This window comes from Nonomuraea sp. NPDC059007 (assembly GCF_042740555.1).
In the GTDB taxonomy this organism is placed as follows: domain Bacteria; phylum Actinomycetota; class Actinomycetes; order Streptosporangiales; family Streptosporangiaceae; genus Nonomuraea.
Genome location: NZ_JBHYJD010000004.1, coordinates 133,106 through 148,700 on the forward strand (window position 1 = coordinate 133,106; position 15,595 = coordinate 148,700).

General features: G+C 68.5%; 13 protein-coding genes. 4 read left to right on the forward strand and 9 right to left on the reverse strand.

Annotation, left to right across the window (positions count from 1 at the left end; translation table 11 throughout):
- Positions 1–242 precede the first annotated feature (242 nt).
- Genes ACFWY5_RS07975 through ftsE form a run of 4 tightly spaced genes read right to left on the reverse strand, consistent with a single transcriptional unit; the run spans position 243 to position 4,205 of the window.
- The gene (locus tag ACFWY5_RS07975; RefSeq protein ID WP_379630889.1) at positions 243–2,102 is read right to left on the reverse strand and encodes a penicillin-binding transpeptidase domain-containing protein; all 1,860 of its coding nucleotides are present in this window, start codon (positions 2,100–2,102) and stop codon (positions 243–245) included.
- Positions 2,099–2,566, reverse strand: a complete 468-nt coding sequence (gene smpB, locus ACFWY5_RS07980) for an SsrA-binding protein SmpB (protein ID WP_379609812.1) — start codon at positions 2,564–2,566, stop codon at positions 2,099–2,101. Before smpB ends, ACFWY5_RS07975 begins: the two co-directional genes overlap by 4 nt.
- 23 nt (positions 2,567–2,589) lie before the next feature.
- Positions 2,590–3,495 (reverse strand): permease-like cell division protein FtsX, encoded by a 906-nt coding sequence (gene ftsX / locus ACFWY5_RS07985; protein WP_379609813.1) that lies wholly within the window; start codon positions 3,493–3,495, stop codon positions 2,590–2,592.
- A 20-nt stretch (positions 3,496–3,515) separates the two neighbouring features.
- A complete protein-coding gene (gene ftsE / locus ACFWY5_RS07990) occupies positions 3,516–4,205 on the reverse strand; it encodes a cell division ATP-binding protein FtsE (RefSeq protein WP_091079803.1) in 690 nt (229 codons plus the stop codon).
- 202 nt (positions 4,206–4,407) lie between these two features.
- Here ftsE and ACFWY5_RS07995 point away from each other — a divergent pair, with 202 nt between their 5' ends.
- Positions 4,408–4,599, forward strand: a complete 192-nt coding sequence (locus ACFWY5_RS07995) for a hypothetical protein (protein WP_379609814.1) — start codon at positions 4,408–4,410, stop codon at positions 4,597–4,599.
- Here ACFWY5_RS07995 and prfB read toward each other — a convergent pair.
- Positions 4,585–5,700, reverse strand: coding sequence for a peptide chain release factor 2 (prfB, locus tag ACFWY5_RS08000; RefSeq protein WP_379630890.1), 1,116 nt, complete (start codon positions 5,698–5,700; stop codon positions 4,585–4,587). The genes ACFWY5_RS07995 and prfB overlap by 15 nt on opposite strands.
- A 47-nt stretch (positions 5,701–5,747) precedes the next feature.
- Here prfB and ACFWY5_RS08005 point away from each other — a divergent pair, with 47 nt between their 5' ends.
- Entirely contained in the window at positions 5,748–6,773 is a 1,026-nt protein-coding gene (locus ACFWY5_RS08005; protein WP_379630891.1) for a hypothetical protein, read from the forward strand.
- Between the two features lie 156 nt (positions 6,774–6,929).
- On the opposite strand, the gene ACFWY5_RS08010 is transcribed toward ACFWY5_RS08005, so the two are convergent.
- The 4 genes from ACFWY5_RS08010 to ACFWY5_RS08025 are packed head-to-tail and all read right to left on the reverse strand — an operon-like array spanning position 6,930 to position 13,425.
- On the reverse strand, positions 6,930–11,801 hold the full coding sequence (locus ACFWY5_RS08010; RefSeq protein ID WP_379630892.1) for an NAD-glutamate dehydrogenase: 4,872 nt from the start codon (positions 11,799–11,801) through the stop codon (positions 6,930–6,932).
- A gap of 47 nt (positions 11,802–11,848) precedes the next feature.
- Entirely contained in the window at positions 11,849–12,643 is a 795-nt protein-coding gene (locus ACFWY5_RS08015) for a tryptophan 2,3-dioxygenase (protein WP_379609818.1), read from the reverse strand.
- Between the two features lie 60 nt (positions 12,644–12,703).
- A complete protein-coding gene (locus tag ACFWY5_RS08020) occupies positions 12,704–12,883 on the reverse strand; it encodes a zf-HC2 domain-containing protein (RefSeq protein ID WP_184957688.1) in 180 nt (59 codons plus the stop codon).
- Positions 12,883–13,425, reverse strand: coding sequence for a sigma-70 family RNA polymerase sigma factor (locus tag ACFWY5_RS08025; RefSeq protein WP_184957689.1), 543 nt, complete (start codon positions 13,423–13,425; stop codon positions 12,883–12,885). The genes ACFWY5_RS08020 and ACFWY5_RS08025 overlap by 1 nt, the downstream gene beginning before the upstream one ends.
- Before the next feature lie 109 nt (positions 13,426–13,534).
- Here ACFWY5_RS08025 and ACFWY5_RS08030 point away from each other — a divergent pair, with 109 nt between their 5' ends.
- On the forward strand, positions 13,535–14,146 hold the full coding sequence (locus ACFWY5_RS08030) for a DUF4142 domain-containing protein (protein WP_379609820.1): 612 nt from the start codon (positions 13,535–13,537) through the stop codon (positions 14,144–14,146).
- Between the two features lie 16 nt (positions 14,147–14,162).
- Positions 14,163–15,551, forward strand: a complete 1,389-nt coding sequence (locus ACFWY5_RS08035; RefSeq protein WP_379630893.1) for a DUF1996 domain-containing protein — start codon at positions 14,163–14,165, stop codon at positions 15,549–15,551.
- The last annotated feature ends 44 nt before the right edge of the window (positions 15,552–15,595 follow it).

The window sequence follows — 15,595 nt, forward strand, 5'->3', positions numbered from 1 at the left end:
CCCACAACACCGCCAACGCCAACTCATATTCCGCCGGACATGCCGAAACCCCGGAGACGCGGCACAGCAGCACGCATCCCCGGGGTCGACCGGCAGGGTCGAGCCGGTCCGGACGGCAGGACTTCCCCCGAGATGAAGTCCTGTCTCGTCACGGTGACTGAGTCCGCAACCCCCCGAGCGGGCCCAGTCATCCAGTAAGACGCAGCAGGGGATCAGATTGGTTGCTCACCGTCTCGAGAAAATCACCCAGGGTTACGGAGCGCTCCGAAGAAGCGACCCGCCGTCGCGGCGGCGTCGGAGTTCTTGGTCAGTACGGCTACCGCCACATCCCCCTGCCAGCCGACAAACCAGCCAAGTTGCTGGCTCGGCACGGCGGCGGCCACGCCGTACACCCTGCCTGCTCCCGCCTGCGCGGCCGGCGAGCTGGCGACGCCGGCCTTCATCATCGCGGTGAGGGCGGTGCGGACGGAGGGATCGACCGGCACGCTGGCGGGCGGCTTGACGGCGAGTTGCTCGGCGGCGGGGTCGGGGCGGTCGGGGCTGGTCACCAGCGACGGCGGCCGCCAGGTGCCGGATTTGACCGCCGCGGCCACGAGCGCCATGGACAGCGGGCTGACCTCGACGTTCTGGCCGGCGATGGCCTGGGCCTTCTCCGCGTCGGTGGCCAGGCTGGGCATCTTGCCGGTGAACGCCTTGAGGGGGAGCTGCCAGTTGACGCCGATGCCATAGGCCTCGGCGCTGCGCTTGAGCTGCTCGGGTTCGACCCGGCGGGCCAGCGAGGCGAGGGCGGTCACGCAGCCTCTTGCGAAGCTCTCCTGGAAGGTGGCGGCGGGCTGCTGCGTCTGGCCGGTCAGGACGAACCTGGCGCCGCCCACCGTCCGCTCGGCGGGGCAGCGCAGCCGCTGGCTGGGCTTCACGCCCGCCTTGAGCAGGGCGTCGGCGGCCACGATGGAGAAGGCGGTGCCCGCCGGGTACTTGCCGCCGAGGGCGTCCTTGACCTGGCCCATGTCCTTGGCGCCCACCGCGAGGATCTCGCCGGTGGAGGCCTTGACGGCGACGAGCGTGCCGGACTGCGTGGTGCTGACCGCGGCGTCGGCGGCCTGCTGGGTGAGGCTGTCGAGGGTGGTGTGGACCGGGCCGTTGGGGCGGCCCGGCCACTCCTTCAGCACGGCGACGTCCTCGCCGGTCTCGAGGTCGAGAGTGATCACCTGGGTCTTCGTGGAGCCCGTCAGGTGGTTCTGGTAGGCCTTCTGCAGGCCGTTGCGGCCGACCGAGTCGCCGGCGCGCTGCGGGCCGCCGAGCTTGACCTCGGTCTCCGGGGTGAGCGCGCCGACCTTGCCGACGATGTCGCGCGGCGGGGCCGGGTCGACCGGCTGGTCCTGGGGCTGGACGTGGACCTTCGGGCGGATCTCCGCGATCTTCTGCTGCACCTGCAGGTAGCGGTCCCGGCCGAACGTGGCGAGCTGCACGAAGTCGCCGGGCGGCGAGGACCGTACCCGGCTCAGCAGGCGGTCCTCGGCGAAACCGGTGATCACGGCCAGCTGCTTGACGACGCTGGAGGTCTGGTCGCCGAGCGCGGACGGGGTCACGCCGACGACGTAGAGCCTGCCGGGCCGCTGGAGCGCCTCTCCGGTGCGGTCGACGACCTTCTGGCGGGGCTCGGAGCTCGGGCGTACGGCGAGCCGCTGCCCGTCCTTGAGCTGCGGATGCAGCACCGACTGCGACCAGCGCACTTTCCACACGCCGTTGACCAGGTGCAGCGGAAGCGTGCTCTCGTACTCCCACAGCGGGCTGTTCTCGCCCAGGTCCACCTCGGCGCCGAACTGGGCGGTCGAGGCGTCGCCCTGCCGGTTGAGTGACTTCACCCGAAAGCGGAAGGAGGCGGCGTCAAGGTCGAGCTTGGCGGCTTCGAGCGCCTTGCGGACGGCGGCCGGGTCTCCGTCGGCACGGCTCGCGGCCAGCTCGTAGTCCTCCGACTGCCAGCCGACCAGGAAGTCGCGCACGGCGTCGTGCGCCGACGGCTCCTCGAAGCAGCCGGTCAGCGTCATGCTCGCGGCCGTCAGCGTGACGGCCGCGGCGAGGGTACGGCGGGCCCTGCTCATCGGTTGCGTTGCCGTAGGGCCCTGGCCATCTCGCGCTTGGCCTGCTGATCGGCCAGGGTCTGCCGCTTGTCCCAGTCTTTCTTGCCGCGCGCGATGCCGATCTCGACCTTGGCCTTGCCGTCCTTGAAGTAGAGCTGCAGCGGCACGATCGTCAGCCCGCCCTCCTTCGTCTTGGCGGCCAGCTTGTCGATCTCCTTGCGGTGCAGGAGCAGCTTGCGCTTACGGCGGGCGGTGTGGTTGGTCCACGTCCCCTGCGCGTACTCGGGGATGTGGACGTTCATGAGCCACGCTTCGCCGTCGTCGATGCTGGCGTAGCCGTCGACGAGTGAGGCGCGGCCCTCGCGCAGCGACTTCACCTCAGTGCCCTGCAGCACGAGCCCCGCCTCGAAGGTGTCCTCGACGTGGAAGTCGTGCCGGGCACGCTTGTTCTGGGCGATGACCTTCCGCCCGGTCTCACGTGGCATGGTTCGACTGTACCGGCGTTCCGCTACACCCTGAGGTATCGGCGGAGCGTCACGAACGATGCGAGCACACAGATGAACACGCCGATCGCCATCGTGGCCGAGATGACCGAGGCCACGGAGTCCCAGCCCAGGGCGGTGCTGGTGCCCAGGTACTTGGTCAGAGACTCGAAGATGAAGACCTTCGTGACGATCAGCATGACCGCCGCGACGACGCCGCCGACCAGGCCGGCGATGACGCCTTCCATGACGAAGGGCAGCTGGATGTAGAGGTTCGAGGCCCCGACCAGCCGCATGATGCCCGTTTCCCGGCGTCTGTTGTAGGCCGACAACCGGACGGTGTTGCCGATCAGCAGGGCGGCGGCGAGCACCAGGACGATGGCCACGATGACGGCGGCCCATCTCAGGGTGTCGAGCATCTCGAAGAACTTGCCGATCAGGTCCTTGTGGTTGATCACCTGGGCGACGCCGGTCTTCCCGGTCAGCGCCTGGATGACCGGCTGGTAATTGTCGGGGTCGTGCAGCTTCACGCGGAACGACTCCGGCATGTCCTCGGCACGGGCGGCCTGGACGAGCGCCTGGTTGCTGCCGAAGGACTGCTGGAAGTTCTTGTAGGCCTCCGCCTGGTTCTCAAAGATCACGTCTTTGACGCCCTGGATGCCCTGGATCTCGCCCTTGAGCGTCTCGACCTGGGCCGGCGTGGCTCCCTTGCCCTTACAGGCGGGCATGGCGGAGTCCTTGCTGCACAGGAAGACCGAGATCTCGACCTTGTCGTACCAGAAGGTCTTCATCATGCCGACCTGGGTGTTGATCAACAGGCCGACACCCAGCATCGCCATGCCGACCGCGACCGTGATGATCACTGCGATGGTCATGGTCAGGTTGCGGCGGAGGCCGATCCAGACCTCGGAGAAGATGAAGTTCGCCCGCATGTTGTGTCTGTAACTCCCTGTCAGTACGCCTGGCCGTAGACGCCACGCGACTGGTCGCGGACGATCTTGCCGTCCTCGAGTTCCACGACCCTCTTGCGCATGGAGTCGACGATGGCCGCATCGTGCGTGGCCATCACGACCGTCGTACCGGTCCGGTTGATGCGGTCGAGCACCTTCATGATGCCGATGCTCGTCGCGGGGTCGATGTTGCCCGTCGGCTCGTCGGCCAGCAGGATCATGGGCCGGTTGACGAAAGCGCGGGCCATGGCGACACGCTGCTGCTCGCCGCCGGACAGCTCGTCGGGCATGCGGTGTGCCTTGCCTTCGAGGCCGACCAGCTCGATGACTTCCGGGACCACCTTGCGGATGAACCGCCGCGGCTTTCCGATGACCTCGAGCGCGAACGCCACGTTCTCGTAGACGTTCTTGTTCGGGAGCAGGCGGAAGTCCTGGAAGACGCAGCCGATACGGCGGCGCAGGTGCGGCACCTTGAAGTTCGACAGTCGGGCCAGATCCTTGCCGGCGACATGGATCGCACCCGAATTGGGCCGTTCTTCCTTGAGGATCAGGCGGAGAAACGTGGACTTGCCTGAGCCAGAGGGACCGACGAGGAACACGAACTCGCCCTTGTCCACGTCAACGGAGACGTGGTCGAGAGCGGGCCGGTTCTGGTTCGCGTAGACCTTGGTGACATTATCGAAATGGATCACGAGAGCATCACGGCATGCCAGTCTAGGGGTCAGGACGGAAGCAAGGGTGGCACATGCCCACTTCCCGCCGCGGCCCACCGGGGGCGTCCATCTTTACTGATGATCGACGTTCCGATTGGCCAGAGCACAGTCTAGGGGGAAGACTGGCATGGAACGTCCATAACGGAAACAAAACGATTGTGCGGCTACACTTGGGGCTGACATGAGTTGCGAAGACCTCGTCTGCGCGCGCTGCGCCCATCCGGTCATCGAGGGCCGCTGCGCACTTTGCCGCGCCAACCGCGACCGGATGCACCAGCACGGATTCGGCGGGCTCTCCCCCGCCGTGATCGTCCTGGTGCTGCTCGTCCTTCTCTTTTTCGCCCTCGCGGCCCGGCACCTAGTTGGCGCCTGACTCCTGACGGCGCATCCAGCGGATCTCCGACTCGATGAACCCGTCCAGGTCGCCGTCGAGCACGGCGGTCGGGTTGCCCGCCTCGGTACCGGTGCGCAGGTCCTTCACGATCTGGTACGGGTGCAGGACGTAGTTGCGGATCTGCGTGCCCCATGAGGTGGTGGTGGCGCCGCGCAGCTCCGACATCTTCTCCGCCTCCTCCTGCCGCTTGCGCTCCAGCAGCTTGGCCTGCAGCACGACCATCGCGGTGGCGCGGTTCTGCAACTGGGAGCGCTCGTTCTGGCAGGAGACCACGATGCCGGTCGGCAGGTGGGTGATGCGCACCGCCGAGTCGGTGGTGTTGACGCCCTGGCCGCCGGGACCGCTGGAGCGGTAGACGTCGATGCGGAGCTCGTCCTCGTTGATGTCGATGTGGTCGGTCTGCTCCACCACGGGGACGATGTCCACGCCCGCGAACGAGGTCTGGCGCCGGCCCTGGTTGTCGAAGGGGCTGATGCGGACCAGCCGGTGGGTGCCGTGCTCGCCGCGGAGCGTGCCGTAGGCGTAGGGGGCCTTGACGCTGAAGGTGGCGGACTTGATGCCGGCCTCCTCCGCGTAGGAGGTCTCGTAGACCTCGGTGGAGTAGCCCTTGCGCTCGGCCCAGCGCAGGTACATGCGCAGCAGCATCTCCGCCCAGTCGGCCGCGTCGACGCCGCCGGCCTGGGAGTTGATCGTGATCAGCGCCTCGCGCGCGTCGTACTCGCCCGACAGCAGCGTGCGGACCTCCATCGCGCCGATGTCGGTGCGGAGCGCGGCCAGGTCCTTGTCGGCCTCGGTCCTGGTGTCCTCGTCGCCTTCCTCGGCGGCCAGCTCGTAGAGGACGCCGATGTCCTCGAGGCGCCGGCTGAGGCCTTCGACCCGGTTGAGCTCGCCCTGAAGGTGGGAGAGCTTGCTGGTCACCTTCTGCGCCTGGTCGGGGTCGTCCCACAGATCCGGCGCGGCGACCTGCTCCTCCAGCTCCGCGATCTGCTTGCGCATCGCGTCGAGGTCGAGCACGTCCTGAATGCTCCGGAGCGTGCCCGCGAGCTCGTTGATCTCTTCTGCCGGATCGATGAGTGCCACGTCTCCCAAGGGTACGCGACCCTCGCCCGCCCGAATAACATGGCGAGGTGCGTGCATACGGTCGGCGGAAGGTGCTGGCGCTCGCCGCCGGCCTGCTGGCCGCGACGGTCGCCTGCTCGGGCACCCCTGACACCACGCCCACGAGGGCCGCGAACGTCTCCGGCGGGCCGGTCACCACCACGCCCACGACCTCGCCCGAGGCCCCTGCCATCACGCCGGACGAGGCGCGCGAGATCTTCACCGAGATCACCGCGACCGACGACGTGCTGCGCACCGCCGGCGACCTCAGGTTCGCCGTCGACCTGACCCGCGACGGGCTGCGCGACCTCACCTCGGCGGCGTTCGACTCCAGCGGCGGCCGGCCGCCGCTGCGCACGTGGGGGCAGCCGACGATGCTCGTGCCGCGCTTCCCCGCGGACGCGACGTCGCCGTGGTTCAGCGTGCTGGTGCCGCGCGACGGGCAGCCGACGTTCCTCATCTTCGCGAAGTCGACCGACAAGTGGCGGCTGAGCTCGGCGGCGCGGCTGCTGCCGGGGGAGAAGGTGCCGGAGGTCGAGGTCGACGCCCAGGGGTACGCCACGGCGGTCCCGCCGGACGACAAGGGCGTGCTGATCGGGCCCAAGTTCATGGCGCCGCTGCATGCCACGGTGGCCGAGGCGGGCTCGGGTGGTGTGGCCGCGGATCTGCTGTCGGCGGGGCCGTACACGACGGACATCGCCTCGCAGATCGCCGAGGACCGGGCGCGCTGGGAGCAGGACGGGTTCACCTACGACTCGATCCTGAGCGCGGGCGAGTACCCCGTGTTCGCGCTGCGTACCAAGGACGGCGGCGCGCTCATCCAGTACACGCTGACCAGGACCTCCACGACCACGCCCGCGACGAAGAGCGCGGAGAGCGACGGCATTCCGGTGCCCGACGACGCGCGCTGGGCGATCTCGGCCGCCAAGCTGCGGCGCTCGCTGAAGGTGTCGGAGATCCACCAGTACGCGACGTCGGTCCCACCCGCGTCCGCCCCGACGCGCGCCGAGGTGATCGCCCACGACGGCGGCGTCACCCGCGCGTCAGGCGACTGACCCTTCTCTATCCGTTACGGCAAGCCAAGCAGGCGCCTCCCGCCGCCGTGGGTGGCCGCCGATCGTCGGGCGCTTCTCACGTCGGACGTGGCAGCGCGCCGCCACGCCGTACCGCCGGCCGGTCCCGGGCCCGCACGGGACCCGGGACCGGGAGGTTCACTCCGTGTGCGGCAGGTTGCTGGCCGAGACCAGCGTGCGGATGGCGCGCAGCGCGACCGACAGCGTGGCGAGGTCGAAGTTGTCGCTCTCCCAGATCTCCGACAGCGTCTGGCGAGCCCGCCCGACCGCCGCCGAGTTGGACTCCGACCACCGGGCCAGCCGCTCCTCCGGTGACGCGCCCGGCGCCGTGTGGGCCAGGACGTCGCGGGTGAGGGAGGCGTGCGCCGCGTACAGGTCGTCGCGCAGCGCGGATCGGGCCATCGCGTTCCACCGGTTGTCCCGGGGCAGCGCGATGACGCGTTCGCGGAGCTGGGCGAGCTGCAGGCGGTCGGCGAGGTCGAAGTAGACCTCGGCCACCTCGTTGACCGGCCGGTTCGTCAGCGAGCTGACCTCGACCAGGTCGAACGTGGAGTAGGCGGGCACCATCGAGGCCGACCGCTCGGCCAGCTCCATCGGCACCCCGCGGGCCACGAACGCGTCGCGGCGCTCCTCGAACGCGGCCAGGTCGGGGCCGGTGAGCAGCTTGGGGATGTGCGAGAGGAGCCCGTTGACGCCCTTGACGAAGAAGTTCACCGAACCGGACAGGTCCATCGGCGGGCGGCGGTTGTTGAGCAGCCACCGGGTGCCGCGCTCGGCGAGCTTGCGCGCCTCCAGGAGCATGGCGATCTGCGTGGAGGTGTCGGCCTTGTTGTCGAGCGACTCCACCGCGCGGAAGAAGCTGGCCAGGTCGAAGACCTCGCGGGTGACCAGCCAGGCGCGCACGATGTCCGGCGTGGAGGCGCCGGTCTCCTCGCCCAGGCGGAACATGAACGTGGTTCCGGCCGAGTTGACCAGCTCGTTCACCACGCAGGTGGTGATGATCTCGCGGCGCAGCGGGTGGGCGTCCATGTACGAGCGGAAACGTTCGCGCAGCGCCGACGGGAAGTACGACACCAGCCACGAGGCCAGCGCGGGGTCGTCGGGCAGGTCGGAGCCGAGCAGTTCGGCGTCGACCACGAGCTTGGTGTAGGCGAGCAGGACCGAGAACTCGGGCGCGGTCAGGCCGAGCCTGGCCTGGCGGCGTTCCGCCAGTTGCTTGTCCGAGGGCAGGAACTCCAGCTCGCGGTTGACCAGCCCGTCGCGTTCCAGCTTGCGCAGGTAGCGGGCGTGGATGTGGAGCATCTCGGGGCCCTGGGCGCGGGCGGCGGCCAGGACCACGTTCTGGTTGTAGTTGTCGCGCAGGACCAGGTTGGCGACCTCGTCGGTCATCGAGGTGAAGACCTGGTTGCGCTGCTTGTCGGTCAGCTCGCCGTCGCGTACGACCTGGTCGAGCAGGATCTTGATGTTGACCTCGTGGTCGGAGGTGTCGACGCCGGCGGAGTTGTCGATGAAGTCGGTGTTGACCAGGCCGCCGTTGAGCGCGAACTCGATGCGGGCGAGCTGGGTGAAGCCCAGGTTGCCGCCCTCGCCGATGACCTTGCATCGCAGCTCGGCGGCGTTGACCCGCAGCCCGTCGTTGGCCTTGTCGCCGACGTCGGCGTTGGACTCGGTGGAGGCCTTGACGTAGGTGCCGATGCCGCCGTTCCACAGCAGGTCGACCGGGGCCTTGAGGATGGCGCTGATCAGGTCATTGGGCGCCATCGACGTGATGCCCTCGGCGATGCCCAGCGCCTGGCGGATCTGCGGCGAGATCTGGACGGACTTGGCGGTACGCGCGAACACGCCGCCGCCGGCCGAGATCAGCTCGGCGTCGTAGTCGGCCCAGGAGCTGCGCGGCAGCTCGAACAACCGGCGCCGCTCGGCGAACGAGCGGTCCGCGTCGGGGTCGGGGTCGATGAAGATGTGCCGGTGGTCGAAGGCGGCCAGGAGCCGGATGTGCTGGGACAGCAGCATGCCGTTGCCGAAGACGTCGCCGGACATGTCGCCGATGCCGGCCACGGTGAAGTCGGTGTGCTGGATGTCCACGCCGGTGGTGCGGAAGTGGTACTTCACCGACTCCCAAGCGCCGCGCGCCGTGATGCCCATGGCCTTGTGGTCGTAGCCGACGGACCCGCCTGAGGCGAACGCGTCGCCGAGCCAAAACCCGTACTCCTTGGCGACGCTGTTGGCGATGTCGGAGAACGTCGCGGTGCCCTTGTCGGCGGCGACGACCAGGTAGGTGTCGTCGCCGTCGTGCCTGACGGTGTCCGGCGGCGGCACGACCTTGCCGTCCACCAGGTTGTCGGTGACGTCGAGCAGGCCGGAGATGAAGGTGCGGTAGCAGTCGATGCCCTCGGCCATCAGCTCCTCCCTGCCGCCGCCGGCCGGTGGGCGCTTGACCACGAATCCGCCCTTGGAGCCCGTGGGCACGATGACGGTGTTCTTCACCATCTGCGCCTTGACCAGGCCGAGGATCTCGGTCCTGAAGTCCTCCATCCGGTCCGACCAGCGCAGGCCGCCGCGCGCGACCTTGCCGAAGCGCAGGTGCACGCCCTCGACCCGCGGCGAGTAGACGAAGATCTCGTACTTCGGCCGGGGCAGGGGGAGCACGCTGATCGCCAGCGGGTCGAACTTCAGCGCGATGTACGCCTTGCGCTGCCCGTCGGCCCCGCTCTGGAAGTAGTTCGTGCGCAGGGTGGCCTGGATCATCTCCAGGTAGGCCCGCAGGATGCGGTCCTCGTCGAGCGAGGCCACCTCGTCCAGCGCGCCCAGGATCTCCTCGGTGAGCGCCTCGACCAGGTCGGCGCGGACGTCGTCGGAGCGCCGCGGGTCGAGCCTGGCCTCGAACAGGCGCACCAGCAGCCTGGCCAGCCGTACGTTGCCGCCGAGCACGCGCTCCATGTAGCGCTGGCTGAAGGTGGTGCCGGCCTGGCGCAGGTACTTGGCGTAGACGCGCAGGATCTCGACCTGTTCCCAGGTGAGCCCCGCCGACAGGACGAGCGCGTTGAAGTTGTCGGCCTGGATCTCGCCCTTCCACAGCGCGCCGAGCGCGTCCTGGAACAGGCGCTTGAAGTCGTTGCGGTCGACCTCTGGCGAGGGTGTGTAGTGCAGCCCGAAGTCGTAGATCCAGGCGTTCTTGGTGGCCGGGTCGTTGTCCCTGTCGACCTCGTACGGCCGCTCGTCGACCACCTCGACGCCGAGGCGCTGGATGAGCGGGAGCACCTTGGACAGGGAGATCGGGGTGCCGACCTTGTAGATCTTGAGCCTGCGCTCGCCCTCCGCGGCGTCGTAGGGCTCGTAGAGGTTGATGCCGACCTCGCCGTCGGGCGCGCCGACGAGCTGCTCCAGCCGGCGCAGGTCGACCACGGCCATCTTCGGCGGGAAGTCGGCCTTGTACCCCTCGGGGAAGGCCGACTGGTAGCGCCGGATGAGCCCGGGGGCCTCCTCCTCCGAGGTCATCTCGGACAGGGCGCTCGCCAGGTCGTCCTCCCAGGAGCGGGTGATCGCGGCCAGCCGCGACTCCAGTTCCTCGACGTCCACGCCAGGGGGCGGGAGCTGCTTGCCGCGCTCGCCGCGCACCACCAGGTGCAGGCGGGCCAGCGCGGACTCGCCGATCATCGCGCTGTAGTCGAGCGTGCTGCCGCCGAGTGCCTTGAGCAGGAGCTCCTGCATCTTGAGCCGGACCTTTGTGGTGTAGCGGTCGCGCGGCAGGTAGATGAGGCAGGAGATGTAGCGGCCGTAGTCGTCGCGCCGCAGGAACAGTCTGACCTGCTTGCGCTCGCGCAGCCGCAGCACGCCCATCGCGATCGGGACAAGCTGCTCGACCGAGGTCTGGAACAGTTCGTCGCGCGGGAAGGTCTCCAGGATCTCGATGAGGTCCTTGCCGTCGTGGCTGTCGGCGGCGAGTCCCGCCTTGTCCAGCACCTCGGCGAGCTTGCGGCGCAGCACCGGGATGCGGGAGATCGACTCGTTGTACGCCACGTGCGTGAACAGGCCGAGGAAGCGGCGCTCGCCCACGACCTCGCCGTCGGGCGAGAAGAGCTTGACCCCGATGTAGTCGAGGTAGGCGGCCCGGTGGACGGTCGCCCGCGAGTTGGCCTTGGTGATGATGAGCAACTGCTTCTCGCGGGCCTTGGCGCGTACCTCGGCCGGCAGGGTGGAGAAGCTCTCCGAGCCGACCCGGTCGTCGCGCAGGATGCCGAGCGCCGCGCCGGGCAGCGAGCGCAGCGCGTCGCCCTCCTCGGTCTCCTCCAGGCGGTACTCGCGGTAGCCGAGGAAGGTGAAGTGCCCGTCGGCCAGCCAGCGCAGCAGGTCGAGGCTGTCCTCGACCTCGGCGGGCTCCAGCGGCGGCGGATTGAGCGTGAGGTCCTCCGCGGTCTGCACGGCCAGAGCCCGCATCTTGGCGAAGTCCTCGACGGCGTGGCGGACGTCCGACAGCACGCGCAGGATGTCGGCTTCGAGGCGCTTGAGCACCTCGGGGTCGGCCTGGCGGTCGACCTCGATGTGGATCCACGACTCGACCAGCATCTGACCGGTCACGTCCTCCTGGCCGCGGCCGAGCATCTTGCCCGTCATATCGCGGCGTACCCGCATCTGCGGGTGGACGACCAGATGGATGCCGATGTCGAGGCGGTCCAGCTCCATCGTCACCGAGTCCACGAGGAACGGCATGTCGTCGGTGACGACCTCGACCACCGAATGGCCGGGGTCCCAGCCGTTGTCCTCCAAGGTGGGGGTGAACGCCCTGACCACCGCCCTGCCCTGCGGTCGCACCTCGGCCAGCTGCTTGTGCGACATCGCCGGGCCGTACACGTCAATGGGGTTGCGGTCGAGCAGGTCCTCCGGGGCGACATGCCGGTAGTAGACGCGCAGGAAGGCCAGCGCCTCCTCGGGGGTCACATGGTCGTTTCCGGCGGCGCATCTCTGGGCGGCTCGCTGGAGCAGCTCATCCTTGGCCTCGTCGAGCGGCATCTCGCTCTCACTCCTTTGTGAGGGTTTGCCAAACATCGCCTGGCTGGTCATAGCCAGGCTCTCAGTTCCCACAGCAAGGGGAAGTAGTGCAGGCGCGTCCTGCCCCGCAGGTAGGGCGCGCCGGTCGAGCCACCGGTGCCGGACTTGGTGCCGATCTGGCGCTCGACCATCTGGACGTGCCGCATCCGCCACAGCTGAGCGGTCTCGTCATGGGTCAGCAGGTCTTCGGCCAGTTGCCACAGGTCGTCGTGCGACCGGCGGTCCCTCGCCACAGCCAGCAGCGAATCCATGATCTCCGCGTCGGAGACCGGCAGATCACGCTGGGAGAGGGCGGTGAGATAAGCATCCCACAGCGTGGGCTCGATGAGCCGCCTGCGGAGCCTGGCGAGTTCTTCCTCGCTGGCGTCCCTGAGGCGGTCGAGGTAGCGGGCGTCCTTGGCGCCGGAGAGGAACTCCAGCTCGCGAAACTGCACCGACTGGAATCCGCTGGCCGGTGACAGCTTCGAACGGAACTCCAGGAAGTCCTGCGGCGTCATCGTCTCCAGGACCTGGACCTGCTCGACGAGCACGCGTTCGACGGCGTGCACGCGCTGGAAGACGTGCCGGGCCTGCCACAGCTCGCCGTTGAACATGGCCGAGCGGGCCGCCTCCAGCTCGTGCAGGAGCAGCTTGAACCACAGCTCGTAGACCTGGTGCACGGTGATGAACAGCAGCTCGTCCGGGGCCTGCGATTGGGGTTGCTGCTGTGCGAGCAGCTCCGTCAGGCGCAAATAGCCGCCGTAGGACAGCTGCCCGCCCTCTTCGCCGAACCGCCTGTCCGGGGGATCAGCGTTGAACCCCACCGGGCACCTCCCCCAACTTCTACCGGCCGTACCGATACCACCTCAAAAGGAACCCCTACGTCAATGTGAGTCTTCCGAGGCGGTGGGGGAATGCTTCAGTTCGTCCAGCAGCTCGGGAACCTCACTCAGCTCCCTGAGCTGCACCTGACAGTCTTGGCACGCGTCGAGGTGGCGCTCGAACGCCTCATGCTCCTCTTCGTCCAGGACACCGAGGACATAAGCCGCCACCTCGTGGTGCATCAGCCAGCTGCCCCCTTCTCACGCAGAAGTTCGCGCAGTGCCCTGATCCCGTAGTAGAGACGGGACTTGACAGTGCCGGGCGGGATCCCCAGAATCTCCGCCGCTTCACTTATCGTACGATCCCGTAGGTAGGTCTGTTCAATGACTTCGCGGTGTTCGTCCGACAGAGCGCGGAGCGCGTCGGCGACGACGATCGCCGACAGCGCGCGATCGGAGGCGTCGGGCACGGCGACGGTATCCACCTCCGGGGGTTCTACCTCCTGCGGCCGGGCGCTACGGCGGCGGCGCCCGTCGATCACGATACGGCGGGCCACCGTCAGCAGCCACGCCCAGATGAGGCTGGGTTCCCATTGCAGTCTCGCCGAGTTCCGCCAGGCGCGGACGATCGTCTCCTGGACAACGTCCTCCGCCCATTGGAGGTCGTTTCCGGTCGCCTTGCGCACGTGGCGCAGGAGCGGGCCGCGAAACTCCTGGTAGAGCACCAAGATGCGATGCTCCTCGTCGGCGTCTGTACCGTCGAAGTGAGCTAGCACGGCCCACATCTTTACACCTTCGTTACCACTTCGGTAGTCACTCCGATAACTCCAGTCATTTCTGACTATCTCGCCTCAATAGGTGAACCCGCCCCCGCAAACCCGCGTATCCCCGACCATGCGTAAGTTTCGCCGCCGTTTGGGGGCGGGAGAGTTCTTCATGCTCGGCTCGTTCGCCGTGGCGGCCGTGGTGACGGTCCTGCTCGTGCTGCCTCCCGGCAGCACGACCGCGCAGGCGGGCTGGACGATGACGGACTCGGGCCCGCTCGGGCCGGCCGACCGCGATCTTCTGATCAAGGTACGGCAGGCCGGACTCTGGGAGATCCCCACCAGCCAGCAGGCCCAGCAACGCGGCCAGAGCGCCCGGCTGAAGGAGGTCGCCGGGCACATCATCGAAGACCACCTCAAGCTCGACGTCGAGGTCAGGGCCGTGGCAGCGGAACTCGACGTCGCGCTGCCCAGCACCGCCTCGGCCGACCAGCAGACCTGGATGGCGCAGATCTCCGCCGCCTCGGCCGCCGACTACGACCGCGAGTACACCAACCTGCTGCGCCAGGCGCACGGGAAGGTCTTCTCGGTCGTGGCGGCCGTGCGGGCGGGAACGCGCAACGACGAGGTCAGGAAGTTCGCCGCCAAGGCGAACGCCGCGGTGCTCAGGCACATGACGCTGCTGGAGTCGATCGGCCTGGTCAACTACTCCGACCTGCCCGAACCCCCGGCACCGCGCTAACCCAAGGAGAGATGCGATGAGCAGATCCAAACCCGTGGCCGCGGCCGTGTCCGCACTGGCCCTGGTGGCCGGCGGGCTGGTGTCCGCGGCCGTCATCGGCGTGGTCCCCGCGCGAGCCGACCACTGCGATCCGGCCGAGCAGGGCCGCCAGCAGTCCCAGAACCGCCAGGCCGACCAGCAGAACCCGGACGACCAGAACCAGCAGGACAACAACCCTCAAGGCAACCAGAACCGGCAAGGCGACCAGCAAGGCGACCGGAACCAGCAGGGCGACCCTCAGAGCGGCGACCAGAACCAGCAAGGTGATCAGCAGGACGACTTCGGCTCGGGTGGCGGGATCGCTCCCCCGGCCCTGTCGCCGGATCCCGAGCGGGCCGACAGCCGTACCCGATCGCGGGAACCCAGCAGGGCGCCCACGCGCACCCCGTCGCAGAACCCCAGCCAGAACCCCAGCCAGAACCCCTCACAGGACCCGAGTCAGGATCCGTCGCAGGACCCCAGCCAGGATCCGTCGCCCTCCCCCAGCGAGAGCGAGAGCGCCGAGGAGAACTGCGCCGACCTGGGCCCGTTCGTGGAGGACTTCATCGACATCAGGCGGGTGCGGCCGAACTCGCGCGGCAACCTCCTACAGGCCAGGGGCTCGTTCGTGTCCGCCTGTGGCACCAACGGCAACGGCCACAACAACCCCGACAACTTCATCGTCGCGCCGGGTGTCCGCAACGGCGCCCACCACCTGCACGACTACGTGGGCAACCTGTCCACGGACGCCTTCTCCACCGACCAGAGCCTCGCCGCCGCCGGCACCACCTGCCGCCTGGGCGACAAATCAACATATTTCTGGCCGGTGCTCCGAGACCGCAAGGTCGACGACAACGTCAGCGACCCGGACGGAAACGTCGGCCGCGTGCTGCGACCCCGCTCGGTCACGCTGCAGTTCCGCGCGGCGTCCAACAGCCGGGTGGTCGCGATGCCGAGGTTCCTCAGGCTGATCACCGGTGACGCCAAGGCCGCCACGAACGGCGGCGCCAACGCCCGGGCCCAATGGACCTGCACCGGCTTCACCAACCGGATCACCACCCAATATCCGCTGTGCCCGCGCTTCAGCCAGGTCGTCCGCGTGCTGGACTTCCCGAGCTGCTGGGACGGCCAGAACACCGACAGCGCCAACCACCGCACCCACGTGCTCTTCCCCAACCAGGGCAGATGCCCCCAGGGCACCCGGGCCGTACCCCAGCTCCGGATGGTCCTGACCTACAGCGTGCCGCAGGGCGCCTCCTACGCCGTGGACGCCTTCCCCGAACAGAAGCACAACCCGGTCACCGACCACGCCGACTTCGCCAACGTGATGCCGGACCGGCTGATGGCCTTCGCCGTCAACTGCATCAACCGCGGACGCCGCTGCTAGCGCTCCGGCGACGGCGCTCCCCCGAGTCGCACCCTCAACCGACC

What these genes read in the sequence shown, in the direction of transcription:
- ACFWY5_RS07975 (WP_379630889.1), bottom strand. Translation starts at nt 2,102, where the DNA reads ATGAGCAGGGCCCGCCGTACCCTCGCCGCGGCCGTCACGCTGACGGCC.
- ACFWY5_RS08020 (WP_184957688.1), bottom strand. Translation starts at nt 12,883, where the DNA reads ATGCACCACGAGGTGGCGGCTTATGTCCTCGGTGTCCTGGACGAAGAG.
- ACFWY5_RS08035 (WP_379630893.1), top strand. Translation starts at nt 14,163, where the DNA reads ATGAGCAGATCCAAACCCGTGGCCGCGGCCGTGTCCGCACTGGCCCTG.
- ACFWY5_RS08010 (WP_379630892.1), bottom strand. Translation starts at nt 11,801, where the DNA reads ATGCCGCTCGACGAGGCCAAGGATGAGCTGCTCCAGCGAGCCGCCCAG.
- ACFWY5_RS08025 (WP_184957689.1), bottom strand. Translation starts at nt 13,425, where the DNA reads ATGTGGGCCGTGCTAGCTCACTTCGACGGTACAGACGCCGACGAGGAG.
- smpB (WP_379609812.1), bottom strand. Translation starts at nt 2,566, where the DNA reads ATGCCACGTGAGACCGGGCGGAAGGTCATCGCCCAGAACAAGCGTGCC.
- ACFWY5_RS08030 (WP_379609820.1), top strand. Translation starts at nt 13,535, where the DNA reads ATGCGTAAGTTTCGCCGCCGTTTGGGGGCGGGAGAGTTCTTCATGCTC.
- ACFWY5_RS07995 (WP_379609814.1), top strand. Translation starts at nt 4,408, where the DNA reads ATGAGTTGCGAAGACCTCGTCTGCGCGCGCTGCGCCCATCCGGTCATC.
- ftsX (WP_379609813.1), bottom strand. Translation starts at nt 3,495, where the DNA reads ATGCGGGCGAACTTCATCTTCTCCGAGGTCTGGATCGGCCTCCGCCGC.